18 protein-coding genes are annotated in these 16,226 nt (G+C 36.8%); 8 read left to right on the top strand and 10 right to left on the bottom strand.

Going from position 1 to position 16,226, the window contains the following annotated elements:
* Nucleotides 1-6 precede the first annotated feature (6 nt).
* The gene (trmB, locus tag CWR48_RS12170) at nt 7-651 is read right to left on the bottom strand and encodes a tRNA (guanosine(46)-N7)-methyltransferase TrmB (RefSeq protein WP_115773501.1); all 645 of its coding nucleotides are present in this window, start codon (nt 649-651) and stop codon (nt 7-9) included.
* Between the two features lie 78 nt (nt 652-729).
* Between trmB and CWR48_RS12165 the strand changes: the two genes are divergently transcribed.
* The gene (locus CWR48_RS12165; protein WP_115773500.1) at nt 730-1,017 is read left to right on the top strand and encodes a YtzH-like family protein; all 288 of its coding nucleotides are present in this window, start codon (nt 730-732) and stop codon (nt 1,015-1,017) included.
* Here the strand turns inward: CWR48_RS12165 and CWR48_RS12160 are convergent.
* The 6 genes from CWR48_RS12160 to CWR48_RS12135 form a co-directional block, all read right to left on the bottom strand.
* Complete coding sequence (locus tag CWR48_RS12160; RefSeq protein WP_115773499.1) at nt 1,003-1,821, bottom strand: phosphotransferase family protein; 819 nt, start codon at nt 1,819-1,821, stop codon at nt 1,003-1,005. The two genes, CWR48_RS12165 and CWR48_RS12160, sit on opposite strands and share 15 nt — an antisense overlap.
* Nucleotides 1,822-1,907: 86 nt before the next feature.
* A complete protein-coding gene (locus CWR48_RS12155; protein ID WP_115773498.1) occupies nt 1,908-2,828 on the bottom strand; it encodes a diacylglycerol/lipid kinase family protein in 921 nt (306 codons plus the stop codon).
* A gap of 3 nt (nt 2,829-2,831) precedes the next feature.
* Nucleotides 2,832-3,785, bottom strand: coding sequence for an NERD domain-containing protein (locus tag CWR48_RS12150; RefSeq protein WP_115773497.1), 954 nt, complete (start codon nt 3,783-3,785; stop codon nt 2,832-2,834).
* A 15-nt stretch (nt 3,786-3,800) separates the two neighbouring features.
* Complete coding sequence (gene thpR, locus CWR48_RS12145) at nt 3,801-4,382, bottom strand: RNA 2',3'-cyclic phosphodiesterase (protein ID WP_115773496.1); 582 nt, start codon at nt 4,380-4,382, stop codon at nt 3,801-3,803.
* Between the two features lie 20 nt (nt 4,383-4,402).
* A complete protein-coding gene (locus CWR48_RS12140; RefSeq protein ID WP_115773495.1) occupies nt 4,403-5,116 on the bottom strand; it encodes a pseudouridine synthase in 714 nt (237 codons plus the stop codon).
* Between the two features lie 441 nt (nt 5,117-5,557).
* On the bottom strand, nt 5,558-7,204 hold the full coding sequence (locus tag CWR48_RS12135; RefSeq protein ID WP_115773494.1) for a putative polysaccharide biosynthesis protein: 1,647 nt from the start codon (nt 7,202-7,204) through the stop codon (nt 5,558-5,560).
* Nucleotides 7,205-7,482: 278 nt separating this feature from the next.
* Here CWR48_RS12135 and CWR48_RS12130 point away from each other — a divergent pair, with 278 nt between their 5' ends.
* Entirely contained in the window at nt 7,483-8,751 is a 1,269-nt protein-coding gene (locus CWR48_RS12130) for a BaiN/RdsA family NAD(P)/FAD-dependent oxidoreductase (protein ID WP_115773493.1), read from the top strand.
* A gap of 84 nt (nt 8,752-8,835) precedes the next feature.
* The gene (locus tag CWR48_RS12125; protein ID WP_115773492.1) at nt 8,836-9,036 is read left to right on the top strand and encodes a hypothetical protein; all 201 of its coding nucleotides are present in this window, start codon (nt 8,836-8,838) and stop codon (nt 9,034-9,036) included.
* Between the two features lie 111 nt (nt 9,037-9,147).
* Here the strand turns inward: CWR48_RS12125 and CWR48_RS12120 are convergent, their stop codons facing one another.
* The gene (locus CWR48_RS12120; protein ID WP_484213797.1) at nt 9,148-10,293 is read right to left on the bottom strand and encodes a glycosyltransferase family 4 protein; all 1,146 of its coding nucleotides are present in this window, start codon (nt 10,291-10,293) and stop codon (nt 9,148-9,150) included.
* Between the two features lie 93 nt (nt 10,294-10,386).
* On the bottom strand, nt 10,387-10,914 hold the full coding sequence (locus CWR48_RS12115) for a phosphatase PAP2 family protein (RefSeq protein WP_115773491.1): 528 nt from the start codon (nt 10,912-10,914) through the stop codon (nt 10,387-10,389).
* Between the two features lie 323 nt (nt 10,915-11,237).
* Here CWR48_RS12115 and qoxA point away from each other — a divergent pair, with 323 nt between their 5' ends.
* From qoxA to qoxD, 4 genes are read left to right on the top strand one after another with little or no spacing between them, the layout of a single operon-like run.
* Nucleotides 11,238-12,155, top strand: a complete 918-nt coding sequence (qoxA, locus tag CWR48_RS12110) for a cytochrome aa3 quinol oxidase subunit II (RefSeq protein ID WP_115773490.1) — start codon at nt 11,238-11,240, stop codon at nt 12,153-12,155.
* A gap of 45 nt (nt 12,156-12,200) precedes the next feature.
* Entirely contained in the window at nt 12,201-14,147 is a 1,947-nt protein-coding gene (gene qoxB / locus CWR48_RS12105; RefSeq protein WP_115773489.1) for a cytochrome aa3 quinol oxidase subunit I, read from the top strand.
* Nucleotides 14,147-14,743 carry a cytochrome aa3 quinol oxidase subunit III gene (gene qoxC, locus CWR48_RS12100; protein ID WP_115773488.1) on the top strand — a complete coding sequence of 199 codons (597 nt, stop codon included), beginning with the start codon at nt 14,147-14,149 and terminating at the stop codon, nt 14,741-14,743. Before qoxB ends, qoxC begins: the two co-directional genes overlap by 1 nt.
* Nucleotide 14,744: 1 nt before the next feature.
* Entirely contained in the window at nt 14,745-15,029 is a 285-nt protein-coding gene (qoxD, locus tag CWR48_RS12095; RefSeq protein WP_115773487.1) for a cytochrome aa3 quinol oxidase subunit IV, read from the top strand.
* A gap of 79 nt (nt 15,030-15,108) precedes the next feature.
* On the opposite strand, the gene CWR48_RS12090 is transcribed toward qoxD, so the two are convergent.
* Entirely contained in the window at nt 15,109-15,336 is a 228-nt protein-coding gene (locus tag CWR48_RS12090) for a hypothetical protein (RefSeq protein ID WP_115773691.1), read from the bottom strand.
* 345 nt (nt 15,337-15,681) lie between these two features.
* On the opposite strand from CWR48_RS12090, the gene CWR48_RS12085 reads away from it, so the two are divergent.
* The gene (locus CWR48_RS12085; protein WP_115773486.1) at nt 15,682-16,215 is read left to right on the top strand and encodes an NfeD family membrane protein; all 534 of its coding nucleotides are present in this window, start codon (nt 15,682-15,684) and stop codon (nt 16,213-16,215) included.
* Nucleotides 16,216-16,226: the final 11 nt, after the last annotated feature.

Genomic DNA, 16,226 nt, shown 5'->3' with positions numbered 1-16,226 from the left:
ATTTACCTAGCGTGATCCAAATCGAGCCTTACAACGATAAATAACCTGTCCCTTAGCAGAAAATTTTTCTTCATATTCCGTCATAACATTAGTTTCATCATCGATAGCATGAAGATCGAGGTTTACTTCCTCTAACTTCATGCCATAATCATTAAAGCTAACTAGCGAATATTCGAACAACCCCCGATTATCCGTTTTAAAGATAAGCTCCCCATCCTGCTCAAGTATTTCTTCGTATTGCTCTAAGAATGAACGATATGTTAACCTTCTTTTCTCATGGCGATTCTTTGGCCACGGGTCTGAGAAGTTTAAATAAATACCTGTTATTTCATTTTCTCCAAACATTTCACGTAATTCACTTGCATCTTCATTCAATAACAGAATATTATCTAAACCGGAAGCAATTACTTTTTCCGTTGCTGAAACGATAACACTCTTGGCGATTTCAATTCCGATGAAGTTTACGTCTGGATATTGTTTTGCCATTCCAATAATGAATTGACCTTTCCCCGTACCTACTTCCAAATGGATTGGCTTATCATTTCCAAATACCTTTTGCCAATTCAGGCGATGTTCTGTTGCACTTGGGATTACAAGATGATTATTTTCTTCTAAAAATTCATCTGCCCAAGGTTTATGGCGTTGACGCATGCTTCTACCTTCCTTTACTTCTAAACTTTGTATAAAAAAATAAATATGATGAAAACTAGTGCCATGAGGTGATTTCAAATGACACTTAATGTGAATAATCTATTAACATTATTACAGGACATATTAGACGAACATGCTGGTGACAATACAGGTGAAGTATCGGAATACCAACAAATAAAACGCCTCGTCAAAAATATGATGGCAAACAACCAAATATCGGATGAACAATTATTGCAGCTGCTTCCGGAAATTTACAATTACGGAAGAGAAGGCGAAATCGCCCAAAACGTACCAGAGCACATTACAACAAATTTCGACAATATCCAATCATGGATAAGCGCCATTGAACAACTAGATATTAAATAATTGTCCAACTTGTTCATTTAATTCATCTAAGTCCCTTAGTCTTTCCATTACTTTGATCGGTTCTTTTCGTTCCAAATGCCAACATAAATAATGGAGTGAATCATGCAAAAGATACCAATACATGCGTTCCTGCAAATAATTATCTTTTGTCACTCCATATTTTTTTAACCATTCAGCCCAATTTTCCCGAGGTATGTACCATTTGAGTACCATGCCGAAATCGGATGCTGGATCTGCTATCGATGCATTATCCCAATCAATTAAATAAATTCTTCCATCTTTAGAAAGCAATAAATTATTATGATTTAAATCACTATGACAAACAACTAGTTTTTGATTACGTGTCTTCGGCAATAATCGCTCAAGATAGGTTAATGCTAACTGTACATCCTCATACCGGTTAAGATACTCCAATCGGCTTACATGATTCTTTATCTTAATAAACATTTCATCTGAAGTCACTGGCTTTATTCCTAATCGCATGAGCATGTGCAATAATTCAGTGGAATGGTGAATCTTGTTTAATAAATTTGCTACTCGTTGATGTTGCATATCTGCTGGCTTTAGTTCTCTGCCTTCAAGCCATTCTTGGGCAGTAATCACATCTCCGTTTTCCATCCTTCTTGTCCATATAAGTTTCGGGACGATACCTTCCGCAGAAAGTACAGCTAAAAATGGTGAAGAATTCCGTTTTAAGAATAATCGTTTATCATCCTTTGTAGCGAAAAATGCTTCCCCTGTTAATCCACCAGCTGGTGTTAATTTCCAGCCATCCCCTAACGCACGCTCAAGCCATTCCAACATATATTCTTCACATCTTTCAAAATTAGCATTCACTTACATATTTTATAGGTAACAAGCACAAATTACAACCATGTAAATATTAAATCCTACTCCATCTTTGTCCCTAGCAGTATAACTGGGTCTACTTGCTTTGTTACGGTGCACGTCTTACACGTATCCGTCTGACCATCGACTTGAAAAAATAGCTCCTGATCAGAAATAATCGTAAAATCTGTTGCTTCTAACCGTTCCACTTCTTTAAACATCTGATGTTTCCCAATAAATACGGTGATAAAAAGCGATAGCACCTTCCATTTTGAAATATCATGAATAATTAAGATTGGTAAAATATTCGGCTGAATTTTGGCATCCGGAATTATTTTCATTCCCCCGCCGTAGTAAGGATGATTTCCTGTCGTCACCATCCAACAATTGGTTAATTTTCTTTGTTGCTGATTAACATCGACTATTACTGTCATCGGTTTAAAATGAATTAAAACTTGAATAAGTGCAATTACATAGCTTAACGTACCAATACCTAGCCGATTAAATATATTTTTGTACACCGATTTATTAACGGTATTCGCAATTTGTGCATCAAATCCGAAGCCAATCGAATTCGCAAAATTTCTTATTGGTTGTCTATCCTGTCTATAATTGCCAATCCAATACGATTTTTCATTATCTCCATTTATAATATCACGTAACACCTCTACTGGTGAACCATTAATATTACATCCTCTAGCAAAATCATTACCTGATCCTCCTGGAATAAAAGCAACTGGAGTGCTACTATCTGTTAATCCATTTAATACTTCATGAATCGTCCCGTCACCACCGATAACGATGATTGTCTTCCGTTCTGGTGTTAAACTGATTTGTTTCGCCATTTCTTCTGCATGTCCAGGATATCTCGTAAAGTGGTACGTGCTTTCCAAGCTTTGGTAAAGCTCGCTTTTAATAATTTTGGAAAAGACTCTTTTTGCACGACCATTTCCAGCCCTAGGATTAATAATAAATATGTACATTCCCTAATCCTCCAAGCCGACAAATACAGTGGGATTTCCGGTGTCATCCCATTCTGGTCGCCTCATTGACGTTGTTTTACAATGCCCTAACAGTATTTCAGCGGCTTTCAATTGTCGACTTTTTAATGGTGAAACTAATCGCCGCCTTGCATCAAACCATTGATTGTATTCCACTTTATCAATAATTGTTGTTTGATATGGTTCAGTAGCAAATACGATTGCATTCGTCCTAGATAACACTGTTTTCTTTATAGGAAAATCAAGATCATATGAATGGAGGATACTTCCCACAACCTTCTCCGTTCGTTTCAAGGCAATTAACGGGCTTAATACTTTTGACACTTGATTATCATATTCCATTGTCCATGTTCGCTCATTCCCTGCCATAATCACTGCCTCGGGTCGTTGCTCAAGAAAATATATAATTTCAATCCCAACTGGTGTAATCAAGATTATTTCCGATTCTATTGGCGCATTTTTGATTTTTAAAATCGGGTAATACATTATTAAAAAGGTATCCGGAAACCGCTGTAATAAATAGATTAGAAGTGGATCTCGATTATACTTTTCATTCACAAAAGAAGTATGTGTAACTGTTGATGTTGCCCATTTCATCTGAAAGGAAAAAAGCTTATCTAAAAAGTAACGCTTCAATCCTTCCACTGTATCTGGTAATGCAATCGGTTCTTTCTCTTCGATTGATTGCTTTGGTTGCTCTGTTATTTTATTCTTCTTCACCATGCTTTTTAGTTTAGAAAATCTCGATTCCGTGTTTTCAACTTCCGGGATATTTTCATTGATACCAGCCTCTTCGACCTCAGGTTCTGCCCATTTTCGATAGAGCTTTTGCCAATTATCTTTTTTTAATCGGATATATTGCGTAGGGTATCTGTATGTATCCCATTCATAACGTGAAATATAATCTTCTAGTTTTATTAATTGAGCTATACTGTCCACCCCACTTCCTTCTTGTTATTCATTATTCGATTGCAGCTCATAGCGATCGATTACTACATATTTCGGATTTCTCTTTGGATATATTTGAAATAACACCACATCTGCAACTAGCATGCTTTTTAATTCTTGATAATCATATTTTAGCTTGCCTATCATTCCTTCAAATTGTATATCATCATTTCCTGCCCATTTTTTGGCTAGCGTGATATGTGGATGGAAGGCACGCGTCTCTTTAATAAAACCTACATTTGCTGATGATGTCTCTACTATTTGCTGAAGTGTAAGCAATGCTTTCGTTGTTTCAACCCCAGCAAATAATACACGCGGTTTATTTGGATTACCAAATACTCCAATTGAACCAAGCAGCACCGGAAAATTTGCTAAGGATGTAAGATTTTTTGCTAATTCATATTTTAGACTCCTTAATTTATTATCGTCAATTGGTCCAAGAAACTTTAGCGTAATATGCAAATCCTGCTTCGCTGTCCATTGTTTATAAGCAAGTCTTTCCTTTAATTCAGTTTGCCAATCCGCAAAGTGGTCCTGCAATGGTCTTGATAAGTGAATCGCAATAAAATAATGGGCTAAATCAGACAAAAAAGCACCTCCACCTACTGTTACTTTAATGATAAACAGTATTGTAGTTCAACATCATTCAACTCGCGATAATCTCCCAATGCAAGCGAATGATCAAGCTTTAAAGAACCCATGCTAAGTCGTTGTAAATAGATCACCGTCTTATTAACGGACTCAAACATGCGCTTTACTTGATGATATTTCCCCTCTGTTATGATTACTTCTATTTCCGAAATCGTATCACTGCTCAAAATCGTGAGTTCCGCTGGTTTTGCTTGATAGCCGTCCTCAAGTATGACGCCATTCCGAAATTCCACGACATCTTCTTCTGTTACCTTGCCTTGGATTTTTGCAAAATAGGTTTTACCTACATTTTTATTTGGGGAGACCAATTGATGTGCAAGTTCACCATCATTGGTAATTAACAATAATCCTTCTGTATCTTTATCCAATCTGCCAACTGGAAATGGGTTAAAGTGCTTTATTTCATCCGCCAATAGGTCGATTACCGTTCTATCTCTTGTATCTTTCGTTGCCGAGATAACGCCTTGTGGTTTATTCATCATTAAATAAATATATTTTTTGTATGTTACTGTGTTTTCATTCACCTTTACAATATCAATTTCTGGTTCGACGTGGAGACTGCCATCCTTAGCAATGGCATCATTTACAGTGACAAGCTTTTTCTTCATTAATGCTTTTACATCTTTTCGACTTCCATAGCCCATATTGGCTAATAATTTATCAAGGCGCATCAATAATCCCCCCTTCTATTGATTGGCTCATTTGTATAATGTGATTCTATATAGATAAACTGTGCACTTGTTTAGTGCTTAGGGTTCTCAGGCTATTCGCTCCAGAAATACCATTCGCGCACCTTAGGAGAGCTGGTGAGCCTACTTGTGCTGTCGCACTTCGTAGTCTCATCTAAGCTCTTCTTCCCGCAGGGGTCTTCGGGTATTTCTTCTTCTGGAGTTTTAAAAAGTCACATATAAAAGAGTCACTTACCACTGAGAAACGACGTTAATTAATGTGAAAGAATGGAAACTCACGTAAGCAACTACCGTCTAGATTTTATACCAACTTTACTTCTAATCCACACTTTATATCAACTGAGAATTATCTTACATCATTTGAATTAACAAAAGTTTTTGGCTGTGATCAGTAACTATAGTCCAAATTTATTAGAAAACAGCTTATTTAGACCTATTTCGTAATTTATTCATCCTTGCTTTTATTGTACCAATAAGCGGAACACGGCCACCAAATACTCTTTCTAGTAAAGTTGAGGAATAGGCAAGCCATAAATAAGCTCCACCACCAAATCCAACTCCAAGAATTAGGACAATGATTGTTCCTAAGCGCGATTCTTCGTAAGGGATAAACATACCGAATACTACTTTCACAAGCCAGATAACGAGACACATAATAGCGGAGAATATCCCTATAAGCATCGTTCGCCTTCTAATTTTTCGGTATGAAAAATCAACCGCTACTTTAATACGCCATAAATTCAATACTACTGCAATCCCAACTGCTAATGCTGTTCCAATGATGGACCCCTTCGCACCAAACATATGGATAAACTGTATATTTAACAACACTTTTGCAAGTAGTCCACCTAATAAACTTAACACCGTATAATTTTGTTCGTCTATACCTTGTAAAATCGATGCTGTTACGGTAAATAATGCAAAAAGTAAGCCCACAGGTGCATACCATGCCATTAATGTACCAGTTATCTCAATATTTTCTAAACCGTATAATGCCCCGTAAGCTTCATTTGCTAATGCTGCAAGTCCAACAACAGCTGGTATAACAAGTACGAGAACAATTTGCAATGCCTGATTAATTTGCTGGTGCACCATAACCATGTTTTTCTGTGCAAAAGTTTTCGTCATCGCTGGTAAAATAGCTAAAGAAAGTCCCGTTGCAATTGTTCCAGGCAGAATTACCAATTTATGACCATACGTATTAATTGAGCCAAGTGCAATTTCCCAGATATCCTCAAAGCCTGCAGCAATCATTGCACGTTGAAATGTAAAGGAATCGACCAATTGATACAAGGATGTGGCTAAAGCTACGATAATAAAGGGACCAGCATAACTAAATAGTTCCTTAAATAAATCCTTTGTCGCGCGATTACTTGAGAATCTTTGTTGTTGTAATTGACGATCAAGGTACGGTTTACGATACCGCCAATATAGAATCAGTATAAAGGCTGAACCAATTGCGCCAATAAATGCGCCGAACGTTGCGAACCCCACCGCTGTAGCAATCGTACCACCCAAGACTTTAATCACAATATATACAGAAATTAAGACAAACAATATTCGAGCAAGCTGCTCAACAACTTGCGAAATAGCTGTTGGGCCCATTGATTCATAACCTTGAAAAAAGCCGCGAACAATACTCATTGCAGGAATAACAATTAAAGCAAAGCTCACCATTCGAATTACCATCGTTACATCCGCAACAGTAATCGTACTATTCGAATTATCTTCTATAAAGCTATGTGCTAAGATTTCCGCACCAAAAAACAAAATTAAAAAAGATACTACTCCTGTAAATAACATTAGGTTCGTTCCATATTTGAACATCCGTCTTCCTGTTTCATAGTCACCTAATGCATTATATTTCGCCACTATTTTCGACATTGCCAGTGGTAAACCTACTGTTGATATACTTAACATGATTGTATACGGTACATATGCAAAGGAGTATAATGCCCCACCTTCTGCACCAACCAGTGCATTAAACGGGATAAGATAGATCATTCCTAGAAATTTCGATAAAAATGTTGCGCCGGTAAGCAACATTGAACTTCTTACAACATTCGACATTTTTTCACCTTTATTTCATTCACATTATTAGATTCAAACGTTATTTTACCATAGAAAGGATAAAGATAGATAATGATTGTGCACGATATTTATTAAATACATTTGCTAATGGCGAGGTTGGTCTTAATTGTTAATGATCGTGAAATTAGATCAATGGATGGGCACATTCAGTGATTGAGCAATTCTTTCATTTAATGTAAGATAGAACAAAAGCGCTAGAACTGGACGTGGCCTTTTCAGGAAGAAATTTAGGTGTAGTAAGGAAGGAATGAATCGAATTGATATATGACGTAATCGTAATTGGTGGTGGACCTTCTGGGTTAATGGCTGCAATTGCAGCTGCAGAGCACGGTGCAAAAACCCTTCTTCTAGAAAAGGGAAACAAATTAGGAAAGAAATTAGCAATCTCTGGTGGAGGCAGATGTAATGTAACCAATCGCTTGCCACAAGAAGAAGTTATCAAGCATATCCCAGGTAATGGGAAATTTTTATATAGTGCTTTCTCCGTATTTAATAACTATGATATCATTGATTTTTTTGAAAATATGGGTGTTGGATTAAAGGAAGAAGATCACGGTCGGATGTTTCCTGTTTCCAATTCCGCAAAAACAGTAGTAAATGCACTAATAAATAAATTAGATGAATTACATGTCAATGTAAAGCAAAACACTCCGGTGGAGGCAATCCATTACAGTGAACAAGAGCATACGATTATATTAAAGGACGGAGAACATGTCAAAACAAAGGCGCTCGTTATTGCTGTGGGCGGAAAAGCTGTTCCATATACTGGATCAACTGGGGATGGTTATGCATGGGCAAGGAAAGCTGGTCATAACATTACAACGCTTTATCCGACGGAGGTAGCATTAACTTCGGATGAAATCTTTATCAAGGACAAGAGTTTGCAAGGTCTATCATTGCGTGATGCAGCTGTAACGGTATTAAACAAAAGAAATAAACCGATTATTACGCATCAAATGGATATGATTTTTACACATTTTGGTGTATCAGGCCCTGCTGTACTGCGTTGCTCACAATTTGTTGTAAAAGAACTCATGAAGGGACAACCCAAGATACCAATGGTTATTGATGCAATCCCAGCTGTGAAGGAACATACGTTAATACGAGACATCCTTAAAGCCATTGAAGAAAACCCGAAGAAAGCATTTAAGAATATCGTGAAAGGAATTGTCCCAGAACGATTCCTTACCTATATATTGGAACAGAATCATGTGGGCGATGAACAAAAATGCGCGAATATTTCAAAGGAAACAATTCGGTCCATTGTTCATACAATCAAGAATTTCACGTTCTATGTAAATGGATCCTTGCCAATGGAAAAAGCATTTGTAACAGGTGGTGGTGTTTCGATTAAAGAAATTGTCCCAAACACAATGCAATCAAAAATCATGCACGGCTTATATTTCTGTGGAGAAATATTAGACATTCACGGTTATACAGGTGGATATAATATTACGTCCGCACTTGTCACAGGAAGACTCGCCGGGATGAATGCTGCAAAGGAATCTTTGGTAATCACTTCCTAATTGGAAAATGATACCTAGCATAGAACATTCATATTCAGCCATTCTAAGTATGTCTGGAAGCAACTTTGAAGGAGTGGATAAAGGATGGATAAAAATGGAATGTGGCTACCATTAATTGCTTCAGTTGGCGTTGGAGCAGCAACCTTTTATACGATGACAAAGAATGACCAGGGGTTAGGACAAGCCGTTCAGAGCATGCTACCATTCATGTCGAATATGGGTGGTAACTCGCATAAGAGTAACAATAATAAATCTGGAAATTTAGGCACCTACGGGATGAGCTAACAGACAATGAAAAGCGCACCTTAATTGGTGCGCTTTTCATATTTTACCGAAAGGATTATAAAGATCAGATAGTCGGCAATCAACACGAAATTGATTGGAAAGTTAAGGTAGTTACGCCAACACTTTATAAACTTCCTCTACAAGAGCATCTTCATATTCTGTAAGTAGTCTGCTAAAAATCAAATCCCATGATTGACTTTGCGCGTATTTGACACCCTCCAGACTCATTGATCGTCTTTTTTCTTCCGATGATAGTAAACCTGTGATGGCATCAACAAACGCTTCTACATTTTTTTCCGGACATAGCTTTCCAGTTACATCATTCTCAATAATTGTCCGAACCCCTCCAGCATTTGCACCTATTACAGGTGTACCTGAAGCCATCGATTCTAATACTACATTCCCGAAGGTTTCTGTTACCGATGGAAAAACAAACAGGTCCGCAGCTGCATATGCCGCTGCTAACTCCTCTTTTTCCAAAAATCCAGCGAAAGACAGGTTATGAATCGTCGAATCCTCCAATTCTTTCTTGACCGGACCATCACCAACAATTAGCCAATGTACATTTTCTCGGACCTCATCAGGTAACTGTTTGTTGATTTCAGGCAACAGCATAACATCCTTTTCTGGAGATATTCGCCCAACATAAAGTAATAGATACTTCTCCGTAATATTAAATTTTTCTCGAATTATCTTAGTATCATAATTTGGGTTAAAAATGGAACAATCCACTCCCCGAGGCCAGATAGATAGGTTTGTAAATCCTTGCCGTTGCAATTGCTCTTTTGTATCAATCGAAGGGACAAATATTTTGCGGAGTGGCCGATGAAACCAATGCATATATTTCCAGAGTACTTTCGATAGAAATTGTAAATCATAATACTCCAAATACTTATCAAAATCGGTATGATACGAGCCGACAATTGGAATATCAAGTTTTTTTGCATAATGCAATCCACAAAGTCCAAGGTTAAATGGAGTTGCTACATGAATCATATCCGGTTGAAATTCTAATAATTCTTCTCTAATTTGGAGCATATTCGGTATCGCAAAGCTACATTCTTTATATAAGAATAATGGTAAACTCACAAAACGATAGACATCTTGTGAAAATAAATCTTTTTTTACCGCGCTTCTAGGTGCGAACACTCGATATTCAACATGATTATCTTCAAGATAAGATGTAAGCCGTTCAAGTGTTTTCGCCACCCCATTCACATCCGGTGCGTACGTATCGGTAAAAATAGCGATTTTCAATGCAATTCCCCCCATAAATGTAGGTAAACAACTCTGCCTTTCAAAAGATAAGTTGAATAACAGCAAACGAGCCCACCCTCTCTATTTAGAAGTCTAAAAAACGAACTGAAGAGAAATCATACCTGTACAACATCCTAATAGACATCCTGCCATAACATCAGTTGGATAGTGTAGACCTAAATAGATTCGCGACAAGCCGACAATACATCCGATTGGTAATAAAATAATTGCGAGTAACGGATAAAATAAAATAAACGGAGTTAGAATCGAAAATATCGCGGTGGTATGTCCTGATGGAAAAGAATGATCTTGTAATGGATTTTCACCTACATTAACCTGATTGAGTGCTAAATACGGTCGTTTTCTAGGAAATAACTTCTTTACAAGTGCAACAGGAATATGACTTATCGTTAGTGCGACCGCACTTGAAATTGCCGTTAACCTTAATGAACCACTTGTGAAAAGGATTGTTAACAAAACACTAGCAATCGAAAACCTCGCACCGCCTAAATGCGTAACAAATCTAAAAAAGGCATTTACATACTTTCTCTCAAAATATTGATTAATAAAAAGGATTACTTGGCATTCCAAATCGTAAACTTGATGCAATATTTTCGCCATTTTTCCATTCCTTCCCTAGTTCAATATCCCTTTCTTTAATTATATCTTGCAAATATGTAATTAATTATAGATTATTGTAAATTTAGTATTAAGAAGTGGCTCCCAATTATCCAACCAATCATTCAGAAAAATGAAATTACATGCAAAATAGTAAAAATTCCAGAAGCATACACAAATCGTACAAATTTAGATGAATTTTTTGTGAAATATTTAACAAAGTATTGTATTTTTCAGTACAAACTAATACTATATTGAGGTGGATTTAAAGCGAAATAGCTTAACACCAGATAACAGTTATTAATGAAGAAAGGGGTTCTTGTTAAATGAAAATCAAATTGGCCTTATTATTTGGATTACTTACTATCGCCACGATTTTAGCTGGCTGTGAGCCATTACTTGTATTCGATACAAAAGGTCCTCAAGCAGCAACCATATCGAATGTAATTTGGATATCGATTATCACAATGGCAGTTGTAGTTATTGTTGTTGTCGCACTCCTAATTAACATGTTAGTAAAATATCGCGCATCAAAACAACCGGAAGATTACGAGCCACCTCATATCGAAGGAAATCCTATCGTGGAAGCTATTATTGTTGGGGTTCCGGTACTTATTGTTGCATTCCTATCCGTTATTTCCGTTATGTCAACTTATTCCGTTGAAGCGGTACCTGAAGGATACGAGGATCAAGAACCATTAGTAATCTATGCTTCTTCCTCTGATTGGAAATGGCACTTTAGTTATCCAGAACAAGATATTGAAACAGTGAACTATGTATTTATTCCAACACATCGACCAGTAGAGTTTAGACTTTATTCTCATACTACAATCTCAAGCTTCTGGATTCCACAGCTTGCGGGTCAAAAATACGCAATGGCGGATATGGTGAACAAATTAAATGTTGTTGCTGACGTTCCTGCTGAAATGATTGGACGAAATTCAAACTTTAATGGAGAAGGCTTTGCTGAAAATACGTTTAACGTTACTTCTCTTGATCCCGATGAGTTTGACTCATGGATAGAAGATATTCATGCCACTGCTGAACCGTTAACAGAAGAAGAGTTTACTAAATTACTAGAACCAGGCCATCTTGGACAGATGACATTCACTGGTACTCATTTAGATTTCTTACCAGCTCCTGAAGGGGAACATGGTGGACATAATCATGGTTCATCAGAAACTGATCAAGACAGCGCAGGACATGAAGAAACGAACACAGAATCAGAACATGATCACCACTAATATTACTTTTTAGACAACAAGTTTCTCGAAAGGAGATAAATAAACATGGAATTTTTTGAAAGATTCGCCGTTCCCCATCCAAGTCCATTGATATACGCATCGATGGTTGCCATTGGGCTTACCGTTCTTGCTATCATCTTTGGTATTACGTATTTTAAAAAATGGGGCTACTTATGGAAAGAATGGTTAACGACAGTTGATCATAAACGAATCGGAATTATGTATATGATTTCTGCTTTACTTATGCTATTCCGTGGTGGTGCAGATGCAGTTATGATGCGTCTACAAACCTCTGTACCTGATAACACATTTTTAGAAGCACAACATTATAATGAAGTATTTACAACTCACGGGGTTGTCATGATCATCTTTATGGCAATGGCATTCATTATCGGTTTAATGAACTTTGTTGTTCCATTACAAATCGGTGCAAGAGATGTGGCCTTCCCTAGACTGAATGCACTAAGTTTTTGGTTATATTTTGCAGGTGCCATGCTATTTAACATTTCATTTGTTATTGGTGGATCACCTGATGCTGGTTGGACAAACTACTATCCACTAGCAAGTAACGATTTTAGTACCTCTGTCGGTGTTAACTATTATAACTGGGCACTACAGATTTCTGGTCTTGGTACATTAATGACTGGTATTAACTTTATTGTGACGATTATTAAGATGAGAGCTCCAGGCATGAAGCTAATGAAAATGCCAATGTTTACATGGTCTGCTCTTATTACAAATGCAATTATCGTTTTCGCATTCCCTGTTTTAACAATCGCTTTAATAATGGGAACTTTAGATCGTCAATTTGGTACTTCCCTATTTACATCAACAAGCGGTGGTATGGATATGCAATGGGCTAACCTATTCTGGATTTGGGGACATCCAGAGGTTTATATCTTAATCCTTCCTGCATTCGGTGTTTATAGCCAGATTATTTCAACCTTCTCAGGACGTAATCTATATGGTTATAAATCAATGGTTGGATCGATGGTTATCATCTCACTAATGTCCTTCCTAGTATGGGCGCATCACTTCTTTACAATGGGACATGACGCATTTACAAATAGTATTTTCTCCATTACGACAATGGCGATTGCTGTACCAACGGGGATTAAAATCTTTAACTGGCTGCTGACCATGTGGAAGGGTAAAATCAGGTTTACGGTACCAATGTTATACTCTGTAGCATTTATTCCACTATTTACAATCGGTGGGGTTACAGGGGTTATGCTTGGGGTTGCTAGTGCTGACTTCCAATACCATAATACAATGTTCCTGGTTGCTCACTTCCATAATGTTATTATTCCGGGTGTCGTGTTTGCGATGCTTGCTGGTATGACTTATTGGTGGCCGAAAATGTTTGGTTTCATGTTAAATGAAAAAATCGGTAAATGGGCGTTCTGGTTTGTTAGTATTGGATTCTGTTTCTCATTCTTCCCGATGTATATTACAGGATTAGACGGGCAAGCACGCCGTATGTACACTTATTCTGAATCAACTGGTTTTGGTCCATTAAATATGCTTTCATTCTTTGGAGCAGGTGTAATGGCGATCGGATTTATTATTATTGTATATAACGTGCTTTACAGTATTAAAAATTCACCAAGAAATATTGGTGATGATCCATGGGATGCACGTTCACTTGAATGGGCAACACAAACACCAGTACAAGAATACAACTTTGCAATTACACCAGAAGTAGAATCTTCCGATGCATATTGGGATCATAAGAAAAAAGGATATCAATTGTTCAAAGGCAATATCGAAAAAATTCACATGCCAAACAATAGCGGCTTACCGATAATTATGGCAGGAATTATGTTAGTCTTTGCATTCTCGTTCGTGTTCTATATTTGGGCTGGTGTTATCGTTGCAGCAATTGCTTTCTTAGCTTGTCTAATATATCGTTCATTTGAAAAAGATGACGGACATTATATTCCTGTAAGTGAGATTAAAGAAACGGAAAATAAAAATGGAGGTGCAAACTAATGAAAATCGATAACACGCAACCTCTTGAATATAGTACAGATCAAAATCAAATGAATATTCTAGGTTTCTGGATTTTCCTTGGTGCGGAAATTATGCTTTTCGCAACCCTCTTCGCTACCTACTTCATCTATGCAGATCGTACAGGTAGCGGTCCAACAGGTAGTGATATCTTTGAAATCACACCTGTATTAATTGAAACATTCTTACTCTTAACAAGTAGTTTTACAATTGGTCTTGCAATTAATGCAATGCGTTTAGGGCGTAAAAATGCGACGCTTACGTTCCTAGCAATTACCCTTTTGTTAGGTGCAGGATTTATTGGTTTTGAAATTTTTGAGTTTGTTCATTATTATCATGTAGGTGCTGGGTTACAAACAAGTGCGTTCACTGGTATGTTACTCACAACTCTTGGAACACATGGTGCACACGTTACATTTGGCTTCTTCTGGGGACTTTTCATACTCATTCAAATTAAGAGGGATGGATTTAATCCGAGAACAGCTAATAAATCATTCATTTTCTCATTGTATTGGCATTTCCTAGATGTAATGTGGATCTTCATCTTCAGTTTCATCTACTTGAAAGGAATGATGTAAAATGAAGGAACTATTTCCCGCAAAACAAGTGAATGGATTTGTCTTCTCATTAGTACTTACAGTAATCGCAATTAGTGTTTACTTTGTCGACATGTCATATGAGATAGGCTTAACTATTCTTCTTGTAACAGCATTCATTCAAGCAGGCGTACAGTTAATCATCTTTATGCATGCTGGTGAAAGTAAAGATAAAGGTAGCATTTATACAAGCTTATTCTACGCTATATTTATTGCATTAGTTACTATCTTTGGTAGCTTGCTCGCAATGGTATGGGGTTATATGTAAGAGCCCAAGGAATCTGCTGAAGGAACATAGAAGAGGACGTCATATTGACGTCCTCTTTTTATTATTATATTTATTAGCTTTAAGACAATTTTCTTTGTTTGTTTTTCTCGATCATCTCTTCAGTGGCAACAAGGAATACGCCCATGATAAAGATAAACGCGGCCCCCATAACTGCACCGGCTCCAACACCAGCAACGTTTCGGTAACCGTTTTCAAAATATCCGTATATAAAGAGCGCAGTTCCTATGATGATCAATATTCCACAAATAAGTGAAGTGATTTTTAATATTTGTTTATGTGCATTCATATTTAACAGCTCCTTTACTTTATTATCATCCCTGTTCACAGTTTTGTCAATTAAATTATGAACATATTTCGAACATTTTAAACCCCCTATTGACAACTGAATCACCCATTTTAGTTAAGAGTACATTTTTATTCGTGCATTTTAAATTTACTGTCTTTTTTAGCTGCTAAAGACAATTTCAATTTTATGTTGATACATTCGATTATTTCGAATATAGTTAACTTGGATGGGTACATTATGCTGGGATTATTTCCCTTCAAATATTTTTGATTTTTTTGAAACCAATTCATATATCAATCCGTATACATACTATCAGCAAAAATACATATCAAAGGAGTGAATTCCATGGTCCTTTTTGGTACTCCAATCGAAACGATCTATCTTACAACGCTTATTATTGCTGGCGTCTTAACCCTTCTCTTCCTTTTATTCGGGGATATATTTGAAGGTATTGGCGATGTTTTTGGATTTATAAACCCGATCCTCATTTTAGCATTTCTCACATTCGGATCTGCTTCAGGGTTCATTTTTGAAAGTTTGACGATGTTAGACAGCATATTAATCTTAATTATTTCCATTTTAATCGGACTTTTATTAGTCAGCCTGGTAAATGTCTTCCTTCTCATTCCAATGTCTACTGCTGAGGAATCACTTGGGTATACAGAAGAATCCCTAAAAGGTCGAGTCGGAAAAGTAATTATTTCTATTCCCGAGGATGGGTTTGGTGAGGTTCTCATTGAAAGTAAAGTTGGGAAAATTTCAAAACCAGCAGCAGGCTATGAAAATCAAGCAATTCAAGAAGGAAAACAAGTTCTAATTCTTAATGTAGACAAAGGCGTATTATTCGTCGAAGCATATGAAGTGAAAGATTTTGGTTAATCATACCTACT

The sequence above is a fragment of the Oceanobacillus arenosus genome (assembly GCF_003369575.1).
Lineage (GTDB): Bacteria > Bacillota > Bacilli > Bacillales > Amphibacillaceae > Oceanobacillus > Oceanobacillus arenosus.
The sequence above is the reverse complement of the archived record's forward strand: the minus strand, read 5'-3'. Positions and strand labels throughout refer to the sequence as shown.

Coding starts and splice junctions, on each gene's coding strand:
- trmB (WP_115773501.1), bottom strand. CDS start 651: ATGCGTCAACGCCATAAACCTTGGGCAGATGAATTTTTAGAAGAAAAT.
- CWR48_RS12165 (WP_115773500.1), top strand. CDS start 730: ATGACACTTAATGTGAATAATCTATTAACATTATTACAGGACATATTA.
- CWR48_RS12160 (WP_115773499.1), bottom strand. CDS start 1,821: ATGTTGGAATGGCTTGAGCGTGCGTTAGGGGATGGCTGGAAATTAACA.
- CWR48_RS12155 (WP_115773498.1), bottom strand. CDS start 2,828: ATGTACATATTTATTATTAATCCTAGGGCTGGAAATGGTCGTGCAAAA.
- CWR48_RS12140 (WP_115773495.1), bottom strand. CDS start 5,116: ATGCGCCTTGATAAATTATTAGCCAATATGGGCTATGGAAGTCGAAAA.
- CWR48_RS12135 (WP_115773494.1), bottom strand. CDS start 7,204: ATGTCGAATGTTGTAAGAAGTTCAATGTTGCTTACCGGCGCAACATTT.
- CWR48_RS12125 (WP_115773492.1), top strand. CDS start 8,836: ATGGATAAAAATGGAATGTGGCTACCATTAATTGCTTCAGTTGGCGTT.
- CWR48_RS12115 (WP_115773491.1), bottom strand. CDS start 10,914: ATGGCGAAAATATTGCATCAAGTTTACGATTTGGAATGCCAAGTAATC.
- qoxA (WP_115773490.1), top strand. CDS start 11,238: ATGAAAATCAAATTGGCCTTATTATTTGGATTACTTACTATCGCCACG.
- qoxB (WP_115773489.1), top strand. CDS start 12,201: ATGGAATTTTTTGAAAGATTCGCCGTTCCCCATCCAAGTCCATTGATA.
- qoxC (WP_115773488.1), top strand. CDS start 14,147: ATGAAAATCGATAACACGCAACCTCTTGAATATAGTACAGATCAAAAT.
- qoxD (WP_115773487.1), top strand. CDS start 14,745: ATGAAGGAACTATTTCCCGCAAAACAAGTGAATGGATTTGTCTTCTCA.
- CWR48_RS12090 (WP_115773691.1), bottom strand. CDS start 15,336: ATGAATGCACATAAACAAATATTAAAAATCACTTCACTTATTTGTGGA.
- CWR48_RS12085 (WP_115773486.1), top strand. CDS start 15,682: ATGGTCCTTTTTGGTACTCCAATCGAAACGATCTATCTTACAACGCTT.